This is a genomic window from Streptomyces luteolifulvus (assembly GCF_008806595.1).
GTDB lineage: Bacteria > Actinomycetota > Actinomycetes > Streptomycetales > Streptomycetaceae > Streptomyces > Streptomyces luteolifulvus.
Window position 1 is genome coordinate 68007 of record NZ_VZRB01000002.1, and the last position, 22067, is coordinate 90073.

Genomic DNA, 22067 nt, shown 5'->3' on the forward strand with positions numbered 1-22067 from the left:
GACCGGGTGCGTCAGGACTTCTCGCGGGCGTGGTACGAGCGCCGGGTCTGCTCGGTGTGCTCCCGCATCAGCCGTGCGGCGGCCTGCTGGTCCCGGTCCGCGATCGCCCCGATCAGGTCCCGGTGCTCGATCCACGACTGATGTCCGCGCTGCCGCGCGACCGGCGTGTAGTACCAGCGCACCCGCCGGTCCACCTGCGCCGCGAGTTCGGCGAGAACCGCGTTGCTGGCGAGTTCCATGACCTTCGCGTGGAAGCGGGCATTGAGGGCGACCGCGGCGTCCACGTCGTCGGAAGCCACGGCCAGGAGCCCCTGCCCGAGGATTTCGTTGAGGGCGTCGATGGCGGCGCTGGTCGCCTTCGCCGCGGCGAGCCGGGCCGCCTCGGCCTCCAGGAGGGTACGGACGCTGAGGAGCTGGTCGGCCTCCTCCTCCGTGGGCTCGTGCACGAACGCGCCCTGGGCGGGCCGCAGATCGACCCAGCCCTCGGTGTTCAGCCGCTGGAGCGCCTCGCGTACCGGTTGCCGGGAGACGCCGAGATGGCCGGCGAGTTCGCTCTCGACGAGATGCTGGCCGGGCTGCAGTGTGCGGGTGGTGATGAGTTCGAGCAGTGCCTCGTAGACGCGCTCGCGCAGCGGGCCGGGGCGTTCGAGCTTGGGCACCGTCCCTTGCGGCAGTCCTGTCGACAACATCACTGTCCCCCTCCTGCGGTCGGACAACCACCGTCGATTGTCTTTCGTCTACAGACTACGGTGGACAAGTGACCGCGGCGGGCGAGGAATTGACCTCATCACACCACTGCCGGGGGCCGCGGCACACCGCACTCAGGGGCAGCGGACGACCTGCCCGGCGTACGACAGATTGCCGCCGAAGCCGAAGAGCAGCACCGGATCCCCGGTCGAGATGTCGCCCTGCTCCACCAGCTTGGAGAAGGCCAGCGGAATGCTCGCCGCGGACGTGTTGCCCGATCGGGTGACATCGCGCGCGACCACGGCGTTGACCGCGCCGATCTTGTGGGCCAGCGGCTCGATGATGCGCAGGTTGGCCTGATGCAGCACGACCGCGGCGAGGTCCGCGGGGGCGAGCCCCGCCCGCTCGCACGCCTCGCGGGCGAGCGGGGGCAGCCGTGTGGTCGCCCACCGGTAGACGCTCTGCCCTTCCTGCGCGAACCGCGCGGGCTGCCCCTCGATGCGCACCGCGTGACCCATCTCGGGCACCGAACCCCACAGCACGGGCCCGATCCCGGGCTCCTCGCCGGCGGCGCAGGCCTCCACGACGGCGGCCCCCGCCCCGTCGCCGACAAGCACACAGGTCGTACGGTCGGTCCAGTCCGTCACCTCGGACATCTTCTCGGCGCCGATGACGAGGGCACGTGTCGCGGCGCCCGCGCGGACGGTGTGGTCGGCGGTGGCCAGGGCATGGGTGAATCCGGCGCAGACGACGTTGACGTCCATCGCGGCGGGCGACGGAATGCCGAGCCGGGCGGCGACCCGGGCGGCCATGTTCGGGGAGCGGTCCACGGCGGTGGAGGTGGCGACCAGCACCAGGTCGATGTCGGCCGACGTCAGACCGGCCGCGGCGAGCGCCTTGGCGGCCGCGTGGGCGGCCAGCTCGTCGACCGGCTCGTCGGGCCCGGCGATGTGCCGTGTCCGGATGCCCACCCGGGACGTGATCCACTCGTCGCTGGTGTCGACCAGCGCCGCCAGGTCCTCGTTCGTGAGCACCTTCGCGGGCTGGTAGTGGCCGACGGCGGTGATCCGCGAGCCGTTCATCGGGTGGTCCCCCTCGTTGCCTTGGGTACGGGATCCACCAGTCTGATCAGTGACTCACGGGTACGGCGGCAGGTGAAGCCACAGGAATCGGGTGCCGGGGTTGTCGGCTTCGGTCAGGCCGGGACGACCACGGTGTGCGCCTGCTGCGGAGCGGGCCGCCACCTCACTTCGCACGTGCAGGACAATGAGATCGTCAAGGCACGTTCAGAACCGGGGCTGATGAGGACATGGGACGAGTCACGGAACGACGCAAGGTGCTCCGCATCCGCGACGGCGTGGTGTCCAGCAGGCCGGACACGCTCGTCGCCGAGGAGCCCCTGGAGATCAGGCTGAACGGCAAGCCGCTCGCCATCACGATGCGTACGCCCGGCGACGACTTCGCGCTCGCCGCCGGGTTTCTGGTGAGTGAGGGTGTCCTGGCGACTGCATCCGATCTACTGAACATCGTCTACTGTGCGGGCGCCACGGTCGACGGCTCGAACACATACAACGTCGTGGATGTGAAGACGGCTCCGGGCGTGGCGATCCCGGAGATCACCCTGGAACGGAACGTGTACACGACCTCGTCCTGCGGCCTGTGCGGCAAGGCGAGTCTCGACGCGGTCCGTACGAACGCCCGCTGGCCCATCACGGACAATCCTCCGCTCCGTCTCGACCCGGACCTGCTCGCGAGTCTCCCGGACCGGCTGCGCGCGTCCCAGCGCGTCTTCGACCGGACCGGAGGGCTGCATGCGGCGGCGCTGTTCGGCGAGGACGGAGAACTGCTCGACGTGCGGGAGGACGTGGGCCGGCACAACGCCGTCGACAAGCTGATCGGCCGCGCCCTGCAGAACGGCGCCCTGCCACTGTCGAGGACGATCCTGCTGGTGTCCGGCCGGGCCTCCTTCGAGCTGGCGCAGAAGGCCGTGATGGCGGGCATCCCGGTGCTGGCGGCGGTCTCGGCGCCCTCGTCGCTCGCGGTGGACCTGGCCGCGGAGACGGGTTTGACGCTGGTGGGATTCCTGCGGGGCAGTTCCATGAACGTGTACGCGGGCGAGGACCGCATCGCCGTGCCGGCCACTGCCACCCAGGGCTGACCGGGCCCGAGCCACCGGGCGGACCAGGCGGATCCGGTACGGCACCGGCGGCTCACCCCGCCGTGAAGCGCACCTCCGCGGCCCGCACCACGGACCCCAGCCGCGGAAAGTCCAGCGTCACCGACGCCTCGTGCTCGGCGGCGGTGAACGCGGTCATGGCGTCCTCGACGAAGACGAGCTCGTAGCCGAGGTCGCCGGCCGCGCGGGCGGTGGACTCCACGCCGAGGTTGGTGGCGATGCCCCCGAACACCAGGGTGGTGACGCCGTGTTCGCGCAGCCGGTCGTCCAGACCCGTGCCCTGGAAGCCGCCGATGGTGCGCTTCACGATCTCCAGGTCGCCGTCCCGGGCCAGACCTGCGGCCAGGCCGCTGCCGGGCGGCTGTTCGGCGACACCGCGGCGCTCGACCCGGATGAGGACGACGAGCGCGCCGGCCGAGCGGAACGCCCTCGCCAGCTCCTCGGCCGTGACGAGGACGTCGCTTCCCTTCCGGGGCTCCAGGGGCAGGGCGACGATGCGGTCCATCAGATCGACGAGCACGAGGGCGCAACGCGCGGGATCGAGGGCGGGTCTGGGCTCGGAAGTGTCCGGTGCGGTCATGACGGAACGTTAGCCGCCATCAGCTCTCCGTGCCGGAAATCCGGATCAACAGGCCTGTGATCTGTCGACATTCGCCCGTCGACAGAGAGCAGAGGCGCGTGAACTGTTGACACTCGCCCGTCGACAGAGAGCAGAGGGGCGAGGAGCTCGTCGCGGGCGGCGGGGCTTCGTCATCCCTGTTCCCCGGCTCGCCCATGGACCGGGTGAGCGGCAGCCAGTAACGTCGCGGACCGTGCCCGCCGACGCACGAGCACGACAGCGGACGGGAGCCGGGGTCGGGCTGCTGCTGGCCCTGGTTCTCGGAGCCGTGCTGCTCACGGGCCGACCGGACGGCGACGACCGCCAGAATGGCGCCGACTGTATACCGCATACGGCCGCCTCGTGGTCGACCGACCACCCCCTCACCGCCGAGTTCGCCCGCTACGGCGACGACGCGACCCGCACCGACGACTGGACCGGCGGCGACGGCACCCACTCGGTACGGCTGCCGGACGGCCGCCTGCTGTGGCTGTTCTCGGACACCTACCTGGGCCAGGTGCACAACCCGCCCAATCCGGTCGGCGAGTCCTACGCCTGGCGGGACGCGACCGCCCCGCTGGTGCGCAACTCGGCCGTGGTGATGGACGACGGGCGCCTGCAGTACACGCTTCCCTCCCCCCTCTTCGCCGATCCGGCCCCGGGCCAGTGGCGCTGGCCGGTGGCGGCCCGGGTCGAGCCCCGCTCCCCAGGCTCGTCCGAGCAGGTCGTACGCGTACTGCTGTGGGTGCGGACGGCCGCCCCGGTCCCCTGGATCTACGGGATGCCCACCGCCACCGAGGTCGCCACGCTCTCGCTGCCCGATCTGCGCGTCGAGTCGGTCGTCAAGGTGCTCGACCAGCAGCTCGTCCCGGATCCCTCCCGGCGCGTGCTGTTCGGCACCACGCTGGTCGAGAAGGAGGGGTGGACGTACGTGTTCGGCGGCGACGACGGCCAGGCGGCCTCGCGGCCGGTCTCGTCGGCCTATGTGGCGCGGGTGCCGGACGGCAGGCTCGGCGAACCGGCGGCCTGGGAGTACTGGAACGGCTCCCGGTGGGCGCCCGGTGCACGCCCACGCGCGGTGCTCGGGGACGGGCAGCGCACCGGGGTGGGCAGCGCGTTCTCGGTGGCGCGCACGGGCGGAACGTACATGCTGTTCACGATGGCGGCCGGGGCCGAGGGGCTGACGACCATGACCTCGTACTGGGCCTGTTCCCCCACCGGGCCGTGGCACGGGCCGACGAAGAACTTCTCCCCCTCGCTGCCGCTGGGCCAGGTCGCCGCGTACAACCCGCAGGTCCATCCGGAACTGAGCCGCGGCGGGCGATTGGTCCTCAGCTACGACGTCAACCTGCTGGAGTCGGGCCAGCCGCCGGGCGGCGGCGCGGCGCAGCTCAACCGGAACGTGTCCCTGTACCGGCCGCGGTTCGTGACCCTCCGGCCGGCGGCTGAGCGGTGACGTCCTCGCGAGGATCGTGCGAGCGGCGTTTGGCGATCACCGCGCACACCATCAGCTGCATCTGGTGGAAGAGCATCAGCGGCAGCACGGCGAGCGAGGCGTGCGCGCCGAACAGGACACTCGCCATGGGCAGCCCCGCGGCGAGGGACTTCTTGGAGCCGGCGAACTGGATCGCGATCCGGTCCTCCCTGCTGAAGCGGAGCGCCTTGCTGCCGTACCAGGTCAGGGCGAGCATCACGGCGAGCAGGACGGCCTCGACGGCCATCAGGCCGGCCAGCCGCAGGGGGCTCACCCGATGCCAGATGCCCTGGACCATGCCCTCGCTGAACGCGGTGTAGACGACGAGGAGTATCGAGCCGCGGTCGACGAGACCGAGGGATTTTTTGTGGCGGGTGATGAAGCCGCCGATCCAGGGCCGCAGCACCTGTCCGGCGAGGAACGGCACAAGCAGTTGCAGCACGATCCCGACGAGCGAGTCGGCCGAGAACCCGCCGACGTCGCGGCCGAGCAGCACCGCGGCGAGCAGCGGGGTCAGGACGATGCCGACGAGCGAGGAGAAGGAGCCGGCGCAGATCGCGGCGGGCACGTTGCCGCGGGCGATGGAGGTGAACGCGATCGCCGACTGGATGGTGGAGGGGACGAGGGTGAGGAAGAGCAGGCCCTGGTAAAGGGGCTGGGTCAGCAGTGCGGGGACCAGTCCGCGGGCGGCCAGCCCGAGCAGCGGGAAGACGACGAACGTGCAGGCCAGGACGACCGTGTGGAGCCGCCAGTGCTTGAGACCGTCGAGCGCCTCACGGGTGGAGAGGCGGGCGCCGTAGAGGAAGAAGAGGAAGGCGATGGCGGCCTTGGAGGCGCCGGAGGCGACGTCCGCGCCCGTCCCGCTCGCGGGGAGCAGCGCCGCGAGGCCCACCGTCCCGAGCAGCAGCACGATGTACGGGTCGACCGGCATCCAGCTCGGCCATCGCAGGCGGTTCACGGTGCTCCACACGCTCGTCGGTACGGGGCCGGCGGGCCCTTCTCCATCCTGCTCCCCCTGCCCGCGATCGGGAATCCGGCTCACCACTCTCACTGTCATCACGGTTCACGATGGCCGCGCTAGCCTGGAGGTGTGTACGACCCGACCCAGCTGCGTACGTTCCTCGCGGTGGCGCAGACGCTGAGCTTCACGCAGGCCGCCGCGCGGCTCGGGCTGCGCCAGTCGACCGTCAGCCAGCATGTGCGGCGTCTGGAGGACGCCACCGGGCGGCAGCTGTTCGCGCGGGACACGCACTCCGTGGAGCTGACGGAGGACGGTGAGGCGATGCTGGGCTTCGCGCGCCGGATCCTGGAGGTGCACGAGCAGGCGTCGGCGTTCTTCACGGGGACGCGGGTGGGCGGGCGGCTGCGCTTCGGCGCCTCGGAGGACTTCGTGCTGACCCGGCTCCCGGAGATCCTGGAGGGTTTCCGTCATGACCATCCGGAGGTCGACCTGGAGCTGACGGTCGAGCTCTCGGGCACGCTGCACGAGCAGCTGGCGGCCGGGAAGCTGGATCTGGTGCTGGCCAAGCGGCGCTCCGAGGACCCGCGCGGGGAGCTGGTCTGGCACGACCGGCTGGTGTGGATCGGTGCGGAGCGGCTGCGCCTGGACCCGGACCGGCCGGTGCCGCTGATCGTCTATCCGCCGCCGGGCATCACGCGCGCGCTGGCCCTGCAGGCGCTGGAGCGGCAGGGCCGTCCGTGGCGGATCGTGTGCACGAGCGGGAGTCTGAACGGCCTGATCGCGGCGGCCCGCGCCGGCCTGGGCGTGATGGCCCACTCGCGGGGTCTCGTCCCTCCGGGCCTGGTGCGGGTGCCCGACCGCTCAGGGCTGCCCGAGCTCGGCCGGGTGGACTTCGTGCTGGTGCACAGCGCCCGCCGCACCTCCGCCCAGAGCGCCGCGGACGCGCTCGCGGCGGCGATCCTGGCGGGCGGCGACCGCCTGCAACGGCGCCGGCGCACCGCCGGCTGACTGGGGCGCATACGGTCGCGTCCGGCTCGTACAGATTCCGTGGAGATTACCGTCCCGAAACTTACTCAACCGTCAGTTTTCTGTCCGACCCTTCCCCATGTGAGCGCATTTTCCGGCACTGACCAGCGCATACGAGAGCACCGTTCGGTTTCGGACCCCCTCCCGCCCCGTCGCCGGGTGGGGTAGCTTTCACGGCGCTGTCCGGAGCGTCACCCAGTCAAGGGGGAAGAGGAGCGGGGAGCGGGGTTTGCACGAGTTCACCAACCCTCCGTTGGCGTTGCCACCGCCGGTGGGCGGCCTGGCCGACGTCGTCTTCGAGCATGCCCAGGACGACCCGCTGCACATCGCGCTCGGCCGCAAGGACGCGCTGGGCCGGTGGCGGGATGTGACGGCCGCCGAGTTCCGCGACGAGGTGCTTTCGCTCGCCAAGGGCCTGCTGGCGCAGGGCATCCGTTTCGGCGACCGCGTCGCGCTCATGTCCCGCACCCGCTACGAGTGGACGCTCTTCGACTTCGCGCTGTGGACGATCGGTGCCCAGGTGGTGCCGATCTACCCCACCTCCTCCGCCGAGCAGTGCTTCTGGATGCTGTACGACTCCGAGTGCACGGCCGCGATCGTGGAGCACGAGGACCACGCGATGACGATCGCCACCGTCATCGACCGGCTGCCCCGGCTGCACCAGCTGTGGCAGCTCGATGCCGGCGCCGTGCAGGACCTGTACGACGCAGGCGCCACCCTGGACGACGAGGTGGTGCACCGGCACCGGCAGGCGGTCACCCCGGACTCGACCGCGACGGTCATCTACACCTCGGGCACCACGGGCCGCCCGAAGGGCTGTGTCATCACGCACGGCAACTTCATGTTCGAGTCGGACACGGTCATCGAGCGCTGGGAGCCGGTGTTCCACTCCAAGAAGGGCGACGAGGCGGCGACCCTGCTGTTCCTGCCGCTCGCGCATGTCTTCGGGCGGATGGTGCAGGTTGCGGCGATCCGCGGCAAGGTCCGTTTCGGCCATCAGCCGCAGCTGAACGCGGCGGCCCTGCTGCCCGATCTGGCCGCCTTCCGGCCGACGTTCTTCCTCGCGGTGCCGTACATCTTCGAGAAGGTCTTCAGCGCGGCCCGCCGCAAGGCCGAGAAAGAGGGCAAATCGGGGCCGTTCGAGAAGGCCGTCGAGGTCGCGGTGAACTACGCGGAGGCGATGGAGGCGAAGGCCTGGGGCATCGGTCCCGGACCGTCGGCGGGTCTGCGGGTGCAGCACCAGCTCTTCGAGAAACTCGTCTACGCCAAGCTGCGGGCCGCGATGGGCGGCCGGGTGCGGCACGCGATGTCGGGCGGCTCGGCGATGGACCGGCGCCTCGGCCTGTTCTTCGCGGGCGCGGGCGTGCACATCTACGAGGGATACGGTCTCACCGAGTCGACGGCGGCAGCGACCGCCAACCCGCCCGAGCGCACCCGCTACGGCACGGTCGGCAGGCCCATCCCGGGCGTGACCGTCCATATCGCGGACGACGGCGAGATCTGGCTGCACGGCGACAACGTCTTCCAGGGCTACCTCAACAACCAGAAGGCCACCGACGCGACCCTGCACGACGGCTGGCTCGCCACCGGCGACCTGGGCTCCCTCGACGAGGACGGCTTCCTCACCATCACCGGCCGCAAGAAGGAGATCCTGGTCACCTCGGGCGGCAAGAGCGTGTCGCCCGGAGTGCTGGAGGAGCGCGTCCGTGACCATCCGCTGGTCGCGCAGTGCATCGTCGTCGGCAACGACCGCCCGTACATCGCCGCGCTCGTCACCCTCGACCAGGAGGCCGTCGAGCACTGGCTGGCGATGCGCGGCAAACCGCGGATGGAGCAGGCCGATCTGGTGCGCGACGCGGATCTGGAGGCGGAGGTCAGACGCGCGGTGGTCGCCGCCAACACCCTTGTCTCCCAGGCCGAGTCGATCCGCACCTTCCGTATTCTGGCCCAGCCGTTCACGGAGGAGCACGGACTGCTCACACCGTCGCTGAAGCTCAAGCGCAAGGCGATCGAGAACGCCTACGCCAACGAGGTCGAGGCGCTGTACCGAGCCTGACCGAATCCGTATCGGTGGATTCCGCGGTCAGGAATGCATCGGGGCTCGTGATCGTTGACGATGTGCAGTACCACCTGACAGCAACCGTAAGGATCAAGAGCTCGTGAGCAGCAAGGTCCCCCCGATCATCCTCAACAACGGCGTCGAGATGCCCCAGCTGGGCTTCGGCGTCTGGCAGGTGCCGGACGACGAGGCGGAGCGGGCGGTCGCCACCGCGCTGGAGACCGGGTACCGCAGCATCGACACAGCGGCGATCTACGGCAATGAAGAGGGCACCGGCAAGGCCGTCGCCGCGTCCGGCATCCCCCGCGAGGACATCTTCGTCACCACCAAGCTCTGGAACAGCGACCAGGGTTACGACTCCACGCTGCGCGCCTTCGACGCATCCCTGGACAAGCTCGGCCTGGAGTACGTCGATCTGTACCTGATCCACTGGCCGGTGCCGTCCAAGGACAAGTACGTCGACACGTACAAGGCGTTCGAGAAGCTGCTCGCCGACGGCCGTGCCCGTGCGATCGGTGTCTCCAACTTCCTTCCGGAGCACCTGGAACGCCTGATCGGCGAGACATCGGTGATCCCGGCGGTCAACCAGATAGAACTGCACCCGCGCCTTCAGCAGCTCGCGGCCCGTGAGTACCACGCCGAGCAGGGCATCGCGACCGAGGCCTGGTCGCCGCTCGGCTCCGGCAAGGGCCTGCTGGAGGTTCCGGCGATCGTGGCCATCGCCCAGAAGCACGGCCGTTCCCCGGCCCAGGTCATGCTGCGATGGCATCTGCAGCTCGGCAACATCGTGATCCCGAAGTCCGTGACGCCGTCCCGGATCAAGGAGAACATCGAGGTCTTCGACTTCAGCCTGGACGCCGAGGACCTGGCGGCGATCAGCGCGCTGAACGAGGAGCGGCGCCTCGGCCCGGACCCGGCCGCCTTCCACATGGGCTGACAAGAGTTTCCTGTACGGCGGTCCGCCCCGCCGTGTCGGCGGGGCGGAGGCGGAGCGTCCCTTCCGGTGGTCCTGCCGTACGAGGCGTCTCAGTCGCCGCGGACGTCCGAGAAGACGACCTCGAACTCCTCCAGTCCGGTCACGGTCACATGGGCCTTGGCCGCGCCCTCGTGCCGGGCGGCCGCCTGCGCCCCGCGGGCCGCCGCCATCGATTTGCGATCGGTGAACAGGGCGCCGACCAGGCCGCGCCCGCGCTGCCGGTCGACGAGCAGCGACGTTCTGGCCAGCCCCGGAAGGGCTTCGATCCGGGGAACGACCGTCGCCCGGAACGTGTCGGCGAGCAGATCCGTGTCCAGGGGGTCGAACTCCAGCCTGCTGACCCGCAGTCCGCCGCCCGCCTGCGGCTGCCGGACCTGATGGAAGACCACCGCCTCGTAGTTGTCGACCGCCGTGCTCGCCGCGAACGGCTCATAGAGCGACGCGCGCCGTTCGCGCAGCACCTCGTCGCTGTTCCGCCTGGCCTCCTCCGAGTCCCACCAGCTCACCGCGAGAAGTTTGCCCAGCTCCCGGTCGACGAAGATGCCGGCGCCGCGATACCCCGGGCGATCCTCCAGAAGGTCCCGCCCCTGCACGTTCAGCGCCTTGATTGCCGTGTCGATCTTCGCTGGATCACCGGTCGCATACACGGTGCGTACGAACATGACGTCTCGCCTCCCAACAGCCGGGCGAATATCCGGAATAGCCGGGTACGTCCAGATCCAGTGTTCTCCCCTGGCCGCGCGGCCGCAATCCGCAAAAGTAAGGAAACTTTCCTAATAGAAGCTGACGGCATGGGAGAGCACGGTCAGCGCGGTGCAGGATCTCAGTTGGGCTGCCCTTGGGGTCGTACGACCACGGTATTGACGTCGACTCCGGCGGGCCGGCGGACGGCCCACACGACCGAGTCGGCGATCTGGTCGGCGGTGAGCAGACGGCCGGGCGGCAGGCCGCCGCTGGAGTCCCAGAAGGGCGTCTCCACCCGGCCGGGCGCGATCAGGGTCACACCGATGCCCCACTCGGTGACCTGGCGGCGGGTGTTCTCGGCGAGTCCGGTGACCGCCCACTTCGTGGCCCCGTAGAGGTTGCCCGGCGTGGGCACGAACCCGGCGACGCTGCCGACCAGCACGATCCGCCCACGGCTCTCCTTGAGCGCGTCGACGGATGCGCGGATCAGCAGTGCGGGGCCGAGGACGTTGGTCAGCACCATCTCGGTCCACCCGGCGGGTTCGCCGTCGGCGACCGAGTCATGGGTGGCGAAGCCGGCGTTGGCGACGACTGTATCCAATCGACCGTATTCCTTGAGCGTACGGTTGACAGCCGACCGCACATCGTCGTAGTCGGACGCGTTCCCGACGAGCGTCAACAACCCCTCGGGCTCGCCGAGTTCCTCGGCGAAGGCACGCAGCCGCCCCTGCTGCCGCCACCGGTGGCCGGGTGCGGACCCTCGGGGTGGTCGTCGCCGTGGGCGCCGTACTCGCTCTGCTGCCCGTCACCTTGCAACTGCGCACCCCGCAGAGCCGTACCGACGACGTCACCGCGGTCGCGGCGGCCGTCCGCGCGGCGGGCCGGGCCGGGGACGGTGTCCTCTTCATGCCGTCGCGACGCCGCGTATGGTCCCTGCACAACCCGGACTCCCTCCGCGGGCTGCGCGATCTCGCCCTCGACCGGAGCCCCGTCGGCTCGCACACGCTGTACGGCACGGAGGTGCCCGCCGCCGTCATCCGCTCCCGCATGCTGGCGACGGCACGAATCGTCGCGGTGGGCGACCCCGCCGGCCGGCCCCTCGACCGGACCGTCCGGGAGGACGTCAAACGGCGAGTGCTCGCCGCGCACTTCGGGGTGTACGGCACCCGGCATGCCCAGGGGGCGCGGATCACCGTGTACGCGCGGCCGGGCCGGTGCTGAGCCGCGCCTCAGGGCGTGCGGACGGCCGTGTGCACCGTGTGGGCGGCGAGGACGAAGACGTCGGGCCGGTGGTGCACGCTTGCCTTGTCGTCCGGGTCGAGGAGACGGTCGAGGGTGGCGCGGTCGTCGGTGTCGAGGGCGTCGCCGAAGGCCTCGCGCAGCCGGGACAGGGACGCGGCGACATAGGCGCGGGCCCGGTCGGACGCGGGGGCGTGCAGGTCCAGCAGGAAGCTGCGGGTCCGGGTGTGCGTCAGGCCCGCGGCGGCCAGCAGGGCCAGCCAGTCCTCGGTCTCGGACTCCGATCCCGGGAGCTCGGCCCGCATCTGCGTGAACCACTCCGACTCCAGTACGTCGAGCCGCGCCTGCAGCCCGGGCCGACCGAATCCGATGTCCCGGGGCAGGAACCGCGCGGGCAGGCCGCCCTCCATCAGGGCCAGCGTCCCGCCGGGAGCCAGCCGGGCGGCGAAAGCGGTGAGAGCCGCGCGCTGGTCGCCGAGGTGGTGCAGGCTGCGGCCTGCCCACAGCAGGTCGGCGGGGTAGTCCAAGTCGTCGAGGATGCCGGGGAGTTCGCCGGCCAAGGTGCCGAAGCGGTCGTCGAAGCCGAGCCGGGCGGCCCGCTCCCGGGCCAGGTCGAGGAGCGGCTCGGAGCCGTCGACCGCGAGGACCCGGGCTCCGGGGAACGTCTCGGCGAACAGACAGGAGACGACTCCGGGACCGCTGCCCGCGTCGACGATCAGCCCCGGCTCGGTCACCTCCGTGCCCAGCCAGGACAGTGCCCGCTCGTACAGGGGCGTGAACAGCTCTGCCTGCGCCACGAGGAGGGGGGCCATCTCGGCCCAGTCGATGTCTGTGTCGTGGTGGTCGGGGTGGTTGTGGTGCTGGTGGCCCATGGTGGTCACCCTCTCGTCCGGGATGCCGCCAGGGTGCTGCGACGCACCGGACACGGGCCACTCGTGTTGCCGGGACGGCAAAAAGCCGGCTGCGTCCGGACGACGGGAGACCGGCTAGATGATCGTCGACGGTATACGGCTGGAAGACGGCATCCGTCTCAGCAGTCGCCGCCATCGTCACGGGAGTTGCCGTACCTTTCGGCCAGGTCGGCGACGGTCCGCGCGATCCTCTCGCGCAACTCGGGTGGTTCAAGAACCTCCACGTCCGTGCCGAGCCGCAGGAATTCACCCGCCGCGTGCTCGACGGATTCGATCGGGACCGTGGCGAGGATCCATCCATCGTCCTGTGCGGGTCCGTCGGTCTTCACCGGCCCGGTGAGCCGCGCGCCCGGCGCCAGCCGGACCAGCGCTTCGCCCCGGTACAGGCGTTGGTGGAAGCCGCGCTGGTACGCCGCCCAGTACCCGGCCAGATCGAAGTCGTCGGGCCGGGTGAACTTTTCGTCCGACACGGTGAGTTCGAGGATCTGGTCGACCCGGTAGGTGCGCGGGCCGGGGCCCGCGACCACGTACCACCGGCCCGCTTTCAGCACGAGCCCGTACGGCTCCAGACGGCGCTCCACGTCGGTCGGTTCACGCCAGCGACGATATATCGCATACAGAATCCGGTCGTTCCATACGGCGTCGGCGACCGTCGACAAGTACGGCGCCTCGTCGGCCTCGACATACCAGCCGGGCGCGTCGAGGTGGAAGCGCCCGCTGATCCGGTCGGCGTGCGAGCGCAGTTCGGCCGGAAGCGCGGCACGCACCTTGAGCTGGGCCGCGGCCAGGACCGGACCGAGGCCCAGCTCGGCAGCGGCACCGGGAGCTCCGGCCAGGAAGAGGGCCTCGGCCTCACCCGAGGTCAGGCCGGTCAGACGGGTGCGGAAGCCGTCGAGGAGGCGGTAGCCGCCGTCATGGCCGGCGTCGCCGTACAGCGGGACCCCCGCGGCGCTCAGCGCCTCCATGTCCCGGTAGACCGTGCGGACCGACACCTCCAGCTGCTCGGCCAGCTGGGCGGCGGTCATCCGGTGGTGGGTCTGCAGCAGCAGGAGGATGGAGACGAGTCGGCTGGACTTCACTGACACAGGATGTCAGTGAAGCGGTCCTAGCGTCGCGTCATGGCCTTCACGGAGAAACTGCTCACCGTCCCGCCGCCGATCGAGGTGGCGGGGCGGCGGATCAAGCGCTACCACGTCACCGCGGACCCGGCGGGCATCGCGCCCGAGGTGGAGAAGGCGGCGTACGCGATGCTGCCGAAGCTGCTGCCGGAGCCGGACGGTACTCCCCCGGCGACCTTCGTGGTGCTGCACCGGGGCGACGACGGCGCCTACCTGAACGCGTACAGCTGGGCGTGGGACAACGTCCTGCACTTCCGGGGCGCATCGGCGGGCCAGCCGGTGCTGGGCTGCCCGGACCGCGACCCCACCCACTTCATCACCCCGGACCTGCCGTGGATCGGCTGCGTCTGGGAACTGCCGCCCGTCCTGCACGAACGGGACGCCTGGGTACGGCACATCCTGACGCCCGAAGTCCCTGACATCGAGGCCTACTTGAACGACTCCCTGCCCGACGGAACAACCGGAGACCGCGGCTGTTCCCGCCCATGATCCTCCGCTTCGAGAACGGTCGCGGCGTTTTCCACGGCAGGCGACACGCACGACGGCAAGGACGTGCGGGGGGGACTTCAGGGGGACGGCGGCTTCCTGAACGCGCGGACGCTGAAGACGGGATCGGAGCGCGGCCGGTCCTGGTCCGGGAGCGTCGCCAGTTCGGCGGCGAAGCGTTCGGCGAGCGGGCCGCCGGGCGGCAGCTGGGTGAACCAGCCGCGCCGCAGGTCGGCGACCGTGCTGCGGGGGCTGCGGCCCTGACCGTGGCCCGGGAAGCGGGCCTGCCCGGCCGGGGCCAGGCCGCATCCGGCCGCGTGTGTCTCCACGCGTTCCGCGGCGTCCCGGGCGGGTCTGCGCGGGCGCGGGGCGAGGACCCGGTCGATGTCGCTGCCCACGTCGTGCGCGGCGGCCTTGTCGACGGTGGTGACGTACACGCCGCCGGGGCGCAGCAGCCGGGCGCACTCGGCGATCACGGCCCGGACGTCGTGGTCCTCGTCGAGCAGATGCAGCAGCCATACGCTGGTGACGGCGTCGAAGGTCTCGTCGGGGAACGGCAGACGGCGGCCGTCGGCCAGGACGATCGCGCCGGGCAGCCGTACGGCGGCCGTGCGGGCCATCCCGTACGTCAGGTCGGCGCCCGTCACGTTCAGGCCGGGCCGGGCGGCCGTGAGCCGCCGGGTCACGATACCGGTGCCGCAGCCGGCGTCGAGGAGCCGGCCGGCGCCGGCGGGTATCAGGCCGAGGACGGCGTCCGCGGCCGCGGCGGCGCGGGGTTCACCGCCGCGGGTGGTGTCGTATGCGTCGGCTTCCTTGTCGTAGTCGAGCACCTGTCACTTGGCTCCGTGGCCGGCGGCGAGCTCTTCCACCCGATGGGCGAGCTTGAAGTCCATCTCCGTCACCGCGCCGCCCACGCTGTGCGTGTTCACGCTCAGGGAGACCGTGTTGTAGCCGAGGGTGAGGTCGGAGTGGTGGTTCAGCTTGTCCTGGACCTGGGCGATGTGGACGACCATCGCGGTCGCGGCGAAGTGCGAGGCGAGCCGGTAGGAGCGGGTGAGGCGGTCGCCGTCGAGCGACCAGCCGGGCAGTTCGGCGAGCCGGTCCTCGATCTCCTTCTGCGACAGCGGTTCGACGGGCATGGCCGCGCTCCTTCCTGCGTTGCGGGGGGGCCTTCAGACTGCCACAGCTCTCCCGCTGCGGCCCTGGTCAGAAGGGTTCCCGCTGGTCAGGTGCGAACACATTCGGCCGAGGCGGCGACACTCCGTGGGCCGAACGGCCGACGGCCCGGTCGCCGGCCGCGGCTGCTCGGGACCGCTCCGGGCTCGTCGTCGCGCGGCCGCCTCGTCTACGGTCGTACGTATGACGACTGCCGCACCCGGTACCGCCGCCTCCGCCGCCCCCGCCGCCACCGCCGGTCAGGGTGTCGGGCCGCTGCTGCGGGCCTGGCGGGAGCAGCGGCGGGTCAGCCAGCTGGAACTGGCGCTGCGGGCGGACTCCTCGGCCCGGCACATCAGCTTCATCGAGACGGGCCGCTCCCGGCCGAGCGAGGAGATGGTGCTGCGGCTGGCCGAGCACCTGGACGTCCCGGTGCGGGAGCGCAACGCGCTGCTGCTGGCGGCCGGTTACGCCCCGCACTACCCGGAGACCCCGCTGGAGGACCCCGCGCTGGACACCCTGCGCGAGGGCATGGAGCGGCTGATCCAGGGCTACGAGCCCTACCCGGCGCTGGTGGTGGACGCCACGTACCGGGTGGTGGCCGCGAACCGGGGCGTCATGATGCTCCTGGACGGCATCCCGGAACACCTTCTCGAGCCCCCGCTGAACGCGATGCGGCTGACCCTGCACCCGCAGGGCCTGGCACCGCGCATCCGCAATCTTCGGGAGTGGCGCGGCCATCTGCTCGCCCAGATGGAACGGCAGATCGCCCTGCACCGCTCGAAGGCGCTGCGGGAGCTGTACGAGGAGGTGGCCGCGTATCCGCTGCCGGAGGCGGACGACGACACCCCGCCTGAGGGTCCCGTCGCGTACTTCGCGCTGCCGATGCGGATCGAGCACGAGGGCCGGACGCTGTCGTTCATCTCCTCCATCTCCACCTTCAATACGCCCATGGACGTGACCGTCGCCGAGCTGGCCGTCGAGACGCTGCTCCCGGCCGACCCGGCGACGGTCAAGTACCTTCACTCACTCATGCCCTGACGTGCCGTCAGGGCGGCGTACTGGAGCAGGGCGAACCCGGCGACGGTGAGCGCCTGGAGCACCGTCCACACCGCACCGGCGGTGGTAGGCGACAGCCACAGCCCGAGCGCGACGCAACTCAGCGCCGCCCAGGCGAGGTTGGCCTCGACCACGGCCCGTACCGGCAGGGCGGCGGGGCGGGCGCGGGCGGCGAGCAGGCCGACGGCCGCCGCGTACACCGTGAGCAGTATGCCGAGTTCGAGCAGCAGTCCGGAGCCGACGCCGAGGAAACGGCCCAGCGTTCCGGAGGCGGCGAGATAGGCGAGGCCGTTCGCGCCGGTCACCACCGCGTCCAGGGCGAGGAAGCGACGCAGGGCGGTGTGCGGGTCGGTGGTCCGGGCGAGCGCGGACAGCTGGGTCGCGGACATGGCGAATCACCCTCCGTCGGGGTCGGGTTGGGGCTGCGGGGCCCGGGTCCCGGAGCGGAGTGCGCCGCCCCGGAACCCGGTGTCACCACGATCCCTCCCGCGGCCGGGCCCGGTCGATTACCCGTGAGGTAATGCCCGCCGGCCGCCTCGCCCGGCACGTTCCTCACCGCCGACCCCGTGAGACCGGAAGCGGAACATGACACACTGCTCGCGTACTTCGGCGCGTATGGGGAGGCGTGGCGTGAGTGAGCGGCGGGCCGCGCCCACCGTGGGCCAGGTGGTGCTCGGAAGGCGCCTTCAGGAGTTGCGTGAGGCGGCCGGCCTGAAGCGTGAGGAGGCCGCTCGTGTGCTGCGGGTGGCCCCGGCGACCGTACGGCGGATGGAGATGGCCGAGGTCGCGCTGAAGATCCCGTATGTGCAGGTGCTGCTGGAGACGTACGGTGTCACCGTCGAGGAGACGGCCGCGTTCGTCGCGCTGGCCGAGGAGGCGAATCAGCCGGGCTGGTGGCAGCGGTTCCATGACGTGCTGCCCGACTGGTTCAGCCTGTATGTGAGTCTGGAGGGCGCCGCGCGGATCATCCGGTCGTACGAGCCGCACTTCGTGCCCGGGCTGCTGCAGACCGAGGACTACGCGCGTGCGGTGATGCAGGCCGGGACCATCGGGCAGACCGGACCGGAGGCGATCGAGCGCCATGTGTCGCTGCGCATGGCCCGCCAGCGGCTGCTGGAGCGCCCGGACCCGCCCCATCTATGGATGATCATGGACGAGACGGTGCTGCGGCGCCCGGTGAGCGGCCGCGGCGAGGTGATGCGTGACCAGTTGGACAAACTCCTGGAGTTCGCCGAGCGCGACCGGGTCACGCTGCAGGTCGCCGAGTTCAGGACCGGCCCGCATCCGGGAACGTACGCGCCGTTCTCCCTGTTCCGTTTCGCCGAGCCGGAGCTGCCCGACATGGTCTTCACCGAGTACCTGACCGGCGCCCTGTATCTGGACTCCCGCCAGGAGGTCGCCGCGCACCTGGAGGTCCTGGACCACATGTCGGCGCACGCCGCGTCGGCCGAGCACACGAAGAACCTTCTGCGCGAGCGCCGCGCGGACTTCTGAACCGGCACCACCCCGCTGTGTCCCACTCTCTGTGTCCCGAAGCCCGAGGAGATCACACCGAATGACCGGATCCGACGCCGCGCCCACCCGTATCGACACCAGCCGGCCGCATCCGGCCCGGGTGTACGACTGGTGGCTGGGCGGCAAGGACAACTACCCGGTGGACGAGGAGCTGGCGCGCCGGATCCTGGCCGTGGACGGCACCGTGGTGCGCGGGGCGCGCGCCAACCGCCGCTTCATGCACCGGGCCGTGCGCGCGGCCGCCGAGGCCGGGATACGCCAGTTCCTGGACATCGGCACCGGCATCCCCACCGAGCCCAATCTGCACCAGGTGGCGCAGGACGTGGACCCGGCGGCGAAGGTCGTGTACGCGGACAACGACCCGATCGTGCTCAGGCATGCGGAGGCGCTGTTGCACGGTACCGCCGAGGGCCTGACGACCTATGTGCACGCCGATGTCCGCGACCCCGGCACCATCCTGCGGCTGGCCGGCGAGTCCCTGGACTTCAAGCAGCCGGTGGCGCTGTCCCTGGTCGCGCTCACCCACTACCTGAGCGACGATCCGGCGGGGGACGATGTGTACGGCCTGCTGGAGCGGTACGTCGCCGGGCTCGCCCCGGGCAGCTACCTGATCCTGTCGCAGGTCACCCCCGACCTGAGCCCCGAGGCCATCGAGAAGGCCGCCGAGCACTTCCGTCGCAGCGGTACGCCCTTCTACCCGCGCTCCCTGGCCGAGTTCTCCCGCTTCTTCGACGGTCTGGAGCTGCTGGGACCCGGCGTGATCCCGGTCTCCGGATGGCGGCCGGGACCCGAGGACGTGGCGGCGCAGGCGGAGGGCATCGTGCCCGTGTACGCGGGGGTCGCCCGCACGTCCTGACCCGTACGGCCGCCGTGAACGGGTGCACTCCCCCGCTCCGCCCTAGGTTCGAAGCCACGGGCGAGCAAGGGAGCGCATGAAACCGACACGGAGGAGGCGCGATGCCCTCGTTCGAGGTGCTGTACCAGGCGGCCGCGCTGTGCCTGACGTATCCGGACGAGGACTTCCGCGCCCGACTGCCGCTGTTGCGTGAAGCCGCCCCGCAGCTGCGGGAGTTCGCCGACCATGCGGCGGCGGCCGAGCCGCGGGAACTGGCCGCGCACTACATCCGGGTCTTCGAGTCCACGGATCGGCACAGCCTGTATCTGAGCCGGTGGCGGGACGCGGACGGGCGGCGGGTGGGCGACCTCTCACCCACCCGCCTCAAGGACGTCTACCGGGCCCACGGCCTGGAGTTCGCCGGCGAGGAGCTGCCGGACTTCCTGCCCGCGGTGCTGGAATTCGCGGCCCGTACCGGCGACACCGAACTGCTCACCGGACACCGTGACGGCCTGGAGCGGCTCCGCTGCCGGTTGACCGACCTCGGAACACCGTATGCATCGGTACTGGATGCCGTATGCGCCACTCTGCCGACTGTATGCAGTAGCCCGGAGCGCCCCGACTCCTAGGCCGCCCCGCCCCTCCGCTCGTCCTGGTCCTTCTCGTCGTCGACGATCTCCGCGTCCACCACACCCTCCTCGTCCTGCGGTGAGCCGGAGCGGCCGGCATCCTTGCTGGTGTCCTCCGTGGGCGTCTGGGCCTGCGCGTACATCGCCTGGCCCATCTTCTGGCTGACCGAGGCGAGCTTCTCGACCCCGGACCGCAGGGCGCTCGTCTCAGCGTTCTGTTCCAGCAGTTCCTTCAGCTCCGCGGCCGCCGACTCGACCTCGGTCTTGGTCTCCGACGGGATCCTGTCGCCGTTGTCCCGGATGAACTTCTCGGTCTGGTAGACGAGTTGTTCGGCCTGGTTCCTGGTCTCCGCGGCCTCCCGGCGCTTGCGGTCCTCCTCCGCGTACTGCTCGGCCTCCCGCATCATCCGGTCGATGTCGTCCTTGGGCAGCGCCGAGCCGCCGGTCACGGTCATCTTCTGCTCGCGGCCGGTGGCGAGGTCCTTCGCGGAGACGTGCATGATCCCGTTGGCGTCGATGTCGAAGGCGACCTCGATCTGCGGGATGCCGCGCGGGGCGGGCGGCAGACCGGTGAGGTCGAAGACGCCCAGCTTCTTGTTGTAGGCGGCGATCTCGCGCTCGCCCTGGTAGACCTGGATGCCCACCGACGGCTGGTTGTCGGTGGCCGTGGTGAAGATCTCCGAGCGGCGGGTGGGGATCGTGGTGTTGCGTTCGATGAGCTTCGTCATGATGCCGCCCTTGGTCTCGATGCCCAGGGACAGCGGGGTGACGTCGAGCAGCAGGACGTCCTTGACGTCGCCGCGGATGACGCCCGCCTGGAGCGCGGCGCCCACGGCCACGACCTCGTCGGGGTTGACGCCCTTGTGCGGGTCCTTGCCGGTGAGTTCCTTGACCAGGTCGGTCACCGCGGGCATCCGGGTCGAGCCGCCCACCAGGATCACATGGTCGATCGCGGCGAGCTTCACCCCGGCGTCCTTGACCGCCTGGTGGAAGGGGGTCTTGCAACGGTCGAGCAGATCGGTGGTGAGCTCCTGGAACTGGGCGCGGGTCAGCTTCTCGTCGAGGTGCAGCGGGCCCTCGGCGGAGGCGGTGATGTAGGGCAGGTTGATCGTCGTCTCCGAGGAGCTGGACAGCTCGATCTTGGCCTTCTCGGCCCCCTCGCGCAGCCGCTGGACCGCCATCTTGTCGCTCGCGAGGTCGATGCCGTACTGCCCCTTGAACTTCTTGACGAGGTACTCGACGATCCGCTGGTCCCAGTCGTCGCCGCCGAGATGCGTGTCGCCGTTGGTGGCCTTGACCTCGATGACGCCGTCGCCGATGTCCAGGAGGGAGACGTCGAAGGTGCCGCCGCCGAGGTCGAAGACGAGGACGGTCTGCTCCTCGCCCCGGTCGAGGCCGTAGGCGAGGGCGGCGGCGGTCGGCTCGTTGATGATCCTGAGCACCTTCAGGCCCGCGACCTCCCCCGCTTCCTTGGTCGCCTGCCGCTGGGCGTCGTCGAAGTACGCCGGTACGGTGATCACCGCGTCGGTGACGTCCTCGCCGAGGTAGGACTCCGCGTCCCGCTTGAGCTTCTGCAGCACGCGGGCGGACAGTTCCTGGGCCCGGTAGCGGGTGCCGTCGACGGAGCCCTGGTCCGGGAAGCGCCAGGTGCCGTCGCCCATGTGGCGCTTGACCGAACGGGCCGTGCGCTCGACGTTGGTGACGGCCTGCCGCTTGGCGACCTCGCCGACGAGCACCTCACCGTTCTTGGCGAAGGCCACGACGGACGGTGTGGTCCTCGCCCCCTCCGCATTGGCGACCACGGTGGGTTCGCCGCCCTCCAGGACGGCGACCACCGAGTTCGTGGTCCCGAGATCGATACCGACCGCTCGTGCCATCGCTGTCCCCTTCCGCCAGGGCAGTTTTCACCATCCAGCACAAAACTTGAGTGCGCTGTTGTCAATGCCGGGTACCCCGTCGGCGCACGGAAACGACGGTGCCGCGCCCCCCGGACCGGGACGCGGCGCCGAAGAGCTCAGGGCCGTGCCGGTGTCAGGCGAGTTCGGCCGTCAGCGTGATCGTGGTGCCGGTCAGGGCCTGGCTGACCGGGCAGTTCTTCTTGGCGTCCTCGGCCGCCGAGGCGAAGGCGTCGGCGTCCAGGCCGGGCACCTCACCGCGCACGGTGAGGTGGATGCCGGTGATGCCCTCGCCGGGCTGGAAGGTGACGTCGGCCTTGGTCTCCAGACGGGTGGGCGGGGTGCCGGCGCCGGCGAGGCCGTGCGACAGCGCCATGGAGAAGCAGCTGGAGTGGGCGGCGGCGATCAGCTCCTCGGGGCTGGTCTTGCCGTTCGCCTGCTCGGCGCGTGACGGCCACGACACCGGCTGACTCCCGATGCCGGAGGAGTCGAAGGTGACGACGCCGCTGCCCTGGAGCAGGTTGCCTTCCCAGACGGTGTGTGCGGTACGCGTGGTGGCCACGGTCATTCCTTTCGCAAGTGGT

Annotated in this window: 23 protein-coding genes and 2 pseudogenes; 12 read left to right on the forward strand and 13 right to left on the reverse strand. The window is 70.8% G+C overall.

The genetic code is table 11. The features are described from left to right. Nucleotides 1-11: 11 nt before the first annotated feature. Nucleotides 12-689 carry a GntR family transcriptional regulator gene (locus F7R91_RS02775; RefSeq protein ID WP_150944082.1) on the reverse strand — a complete coding sequence of 226 codons (678 nt, stop codon included), beginning with the start codon at nt 687-689 and terminating at the stop codon, nt 12-14. Nucleotides 690-821: 132 nt separating this feature from the next. Next, nucleotides 822-1769: a beta-ketoacyl-ACP synthase III gene (locus F7R91_RS02780; RefSeq protein WP_150944085.1), complete on the reverse strand. Its 948-nt coding sequence runs from the start codon at nt 1767-1769 to the stop codon at nt 822-824. Nucleotides 1770-1883: 114 nt separating this feature from the next. Between F7R91_RS02780 and F7R91_RS44195 the strand changes: the two are divergent. Both F7R91_RS44195 and fdhD read left to right on the forward strand, forming a co-directional pair. Beyond that, nucleotides 1884-1976, forward strand: a pseudogene (locus tag F7R91_RS44195) (2Fe-2S iron-sulfur cluster-binding protein); the annotation flags it as partial. A gap of 20 nt (nt 1977-1996) precedes the next feature. Continuing rightward, a complete protein-coding gene (fdhD, locus tag F7R91_RS02790) occupies nt 1997-2845 on the forward strand; it encodes a formate dehydrogenase accessory sulfurtransferase FdhD (RefSeq protein ID WP_150944089.1) in 849 nt (282 codons plus the stop codon). A 52-nt stretch (nt 2846-2897) separates the two neighbouring features. Here the strand turns inward: fdhD and F7R91_RS02795 are convergent, their stop codons facing one another. Beyond that, a complete protein-coding gene (locus tag F7R91_RS02795) occupies nt 2898-3443 on the reverse strand; it encodes an isochorismatase family protein (protein ID WP_150944091.1) in 546 nt (181 codons plus the stop codon). A gap of 232 nt (nt 3444-3675) precedes the next feature. Here F7R91_RS02795 and F7R91_RS02800 point away from each other — a divergent pair, with 232 nt between their 5' ends. Continuing rightward, nucleotides 3676-4917 carry a DUF4185 domain-containing protein gene (locus F7R91_RS02800; RefSeq protein WP_150944093.1) on the forward strand — a complete coding sequence of 414 codons (1242 nt, stop codon included), beginning with the start codon at nt 3676-3678 and terminating at the stop codon, nt 4915-4917. On the opposite strand, the gene F7R91_RS02805 is transcribed toward F7R91_RS02800, so the two are convergent. After that, nucleotides 4853-5866: a bile acid:sodium symporter family protein gene (locus F7R91_RS02805; RefSeq protein WP_191971346.1), complete on the reverse strand. Its 1014-nt coding sequence runs from the start codon at nt 5864-5866 to the stop codon at nt 4853-4855. The two genes, F7R91_RS02800 and F7R91_RS02805, sit on opposite strands and share 65 nt — an antisense overlap. A gap of 159 nt (nt 5867-6025) precedes the next feature. On the opposite strand from F7R91_RS02805, the gene F7R91_RS02810 reads away from it, so the two are divergent. The 3 genes from F7R91_RS02810 (at nt 6026) to F7R91_RS02820 (ending at nt 9918) form a co-directional block, all read left to right on the forward strand. Continuing rightward, the gene (locus F7R91_RS02810) at nt 6026-6904 is read left to right on the forward strand and encodes a LysR substrate-binding domain-containing protein (protein ID WP_150944097.1); all 879 of its coding nucleotides are present in this window, start codon (nt 6026-6028) and stop codon (nt 6902-6904) included. Between the two features lie 247 nt (nt 6905-7151). Beyond that, the gene (locus tag F7R91_RS02815) at nt 7152-8978 is read left to right on the forward strand and encodes an AMP-dependent synthetase/ligase (protein WP_150944099.1); all 1827 of its coding nucleotides are present in this window, start codon (nt 7152-7154) and stop codon (nt 8976-8978) included. Nucleotides 8979-9081: 103 nt separating this feature from the next. Further along, nucleotides 9082-9918, forward strand: coding sequence for an aldo/keto reductase (locus F7R91_RS02820; RefSeq protein ID WP_150944101.1), 837 nt, complete (start codon nt 9082-9084; stop codon nt 9916-9918). Nucleotides 9919-10007: 89 nt separating this feature from the next. On the opposite strand, the gene F7R91_RS02825 is transcribed toward F7R91_RS02820, so the two are convergent. Both F7R91_RS02825 and F7R91_RS02830 read right to left on the reverse strand, forming a co-directional pair. Then, nucleotides 10008-10619 (reverse strand): hypothetical protein, encoded by a 612-nt coding sequence (locus F7R91_RS02825; RefSeq protein WP_150944103.1) that lies wholly within the window; start codon nt 10617-10619, stop codon nt 10008-10010. 161 nt (nt 10620-10780) lie between these two features. After that, nucleotides 10781-11377: pseudogene (locus F7R91_RS02830) on the reverse strand (SDR family oxidoreductase); the annotation flags it as partial. Between the two features lie 14 nt (nt 11378-11391). Here F7R91_RS02830 and F7R91_RS02835 point away from each other — a divergent pair. Next, nucleotides 11392-11862, forward strand: a complete 471-nt coding sequence (locus F7R91_RS02835; protein ID WP_150944107.1) for a hypothetical protein — start codon at nt 11392-11394, stop codon at nt 11860-11862. Nucleotides 11863-11870: 8 nt separating this feature from the next. Here the strand turns inward: F7R91_RS02835 and F7R91_RS02840 are convergent, their stop codons facing one another. Then, nucleotides 11871-12752 (reverse strand): class I SAM-dependent methyltransferase, encoded by an 882-nt coding sequence (locus tag F7R91_RS02840; protein ID WP_150944793.1) that lies wholly within the window; start codon nt 12750-12752, stop codon nt 11871-11873. A 158-nt stretch (nt 12753-12910) separates the two neighbouring features. Further along, nucleotides 12911-13870 carry a helix-turn-helix transcriptional regulator gene (locus tag F7R91_RS02845; protein ID WP_150944109.1) on the reverse strand — a complete coding sequence of 320 codons (960 nt, stop codon included), beginning with the start codon at nt 13868-13870 and terminating at the stop codon, nt 12911-12913. A gap of 39 nt (nt 13871-13909) precedes the next feature. Between F7R91_RS02845 and F7R91_RS02850 the strand changes: the two genes are divergently transcribed. Beyond that, on the forward strand, nt 13910-14398 hold the full coding sequence (locus F7R91_RS02850; protein ID WP_150944110.1) for a hypothetical protein: 489 nt from the start codon (nt 13910-13912) through the stop codon (nt 14396-14398). Nucleotides 14399-14475: 77 nt separating this feature from the next. Here the strand turns inward: F7R91_RS02850 and F7R91_RS02855 are convergent, their stop codons facing one another. Both F7R91_RS02855 and F7R91_RS02860 read right to left on the reverse strand, forming a co-directional pair. Beyond that, nucleotides 14476-15225: a class I SAM-dependent methyltransferase gene (locus F7R91_RS02855; RefSeq protein WP_150944112.1), complete on the reverse strand. Its 750-nt coding sequence runs from the start codon at nt 15223-15225 to the stop codon at nt 14476-14478. A gap of 3 nt (nt 15226-15228) precedes the next feature. Further along, nucleotides 15229-15534 (reverse strand): 4a-hydroxytetrahydrobiopterin dehydratase, encoded by a 306-nt coding sequence (locus F7R91_RS02860; RefSeq protein WP_150944114.1) that lies wholly within the window; start codon nt 15532-15534, stop codon nt 15229-15231. Between the two features lie 220 nt (nt 15535-15754). Here F7R91_RS02860 and F7R91_RS02865 point away from each other — a divergent pair, with 220 nt between their 5' ends. Next, entirely contained in the window at nt 15755-16591 is an 837-nt protein-coding gene (locus F7R91_RS02865; protein ID WP_150944116.1) for a helix-turn-helix domain-containing protein, read from the forward strand. Here F7R91_RS02865 and F7R91_RS02870 read toward each other — a convergent pair. Then, the gene (locus F7R91_RS02870; RefSeq protein ID WP_150944118.1) at nt 16573-16998 is read right to left on the reverse strand and encodes a hypothetical protein; all 426 of its coding nucleotides are present in this window, start codon (nt 16996-16998) and stop codon (nt 16573-16575) included. The two genes, F7R91_RS02865 and F7R91_RS02870, sit on opposite strands and share 19 nt — an antisense overlap. Before the next feature lie 241 nt (nt 16999-17239). On the opposite strand from F7R91_RS02870, the gene F7R91_RS02875 reads away from it, so the two are divergent. From F7R91_RS02875 to narJ, 3 genes are all read left to right on the forward strand, one after another. After that, complete coding sequence (locus F7R91_RS02875) at nt 17240-18103, forward strand: helix-turn-helix domain-containing protein (RefSeq protein ID WP_150944120.1); 864 nt, start codon at nt 17240-17242, stop codon at nt 18101-18103. 61 nt (nt 18104-18164) lie between these two features. Continuing rightward, the gene (locus F7R91_RS02880; RefSeq protein ID WP_150944122.1) at nt 18165-18980 is read left to right on the forward strand and encodes an SAM-dependent methyltransferase; all 816 of its coding nucleotides are present in this window, start codon (nt 18165-18167) and stop codon (nt 18978-18980) included. Between the two features lie 101 nt (nt 18981-19081). Continuing rightward, nucleotides 19082-19588, forward strand: a complete 507-nt coding sequence (gene narJ / locus F7R91_RS02885; RefSeq protein WP_150944124.1) for a nitrate reductase molybdenum cofactor assembly chaperone — start codon at nt 19082-19084, stop codon at nt 19586-19588. Here narJ and dnaK read toward each other — a convergent pair. Together dnaK and F7R91_RS02895 are read right to left on the reverse strand one after the other, a co-directional pair. Continuing rightward, on the reverse strand, nt 19585-21465 hold the full coding sequence (gene dnaK / locus F7R91_RS02890; RefSeq protein WP_150944126.1) for a molecular chaperone DnaK: 1881 nt from the start codon (nt 21463-21465) through the stop codon (nt 19585-19587). The two genes, narJ and dnaK, sit on opposite strands and share 4 nt — an antisense overlap. Before the next feature lie 154 nt (nt 21466-21619). Beyond that, entirely contained in the window at nt 21620-22045 is a 426-nt protein-coding gene (locus F7R91_RS02895) for an OsmC family protein (protein WP_150944128.1), read from the reverse strand. Between the last annotated feature and the right edge of the window lie 22 nt (nt 22046-22067).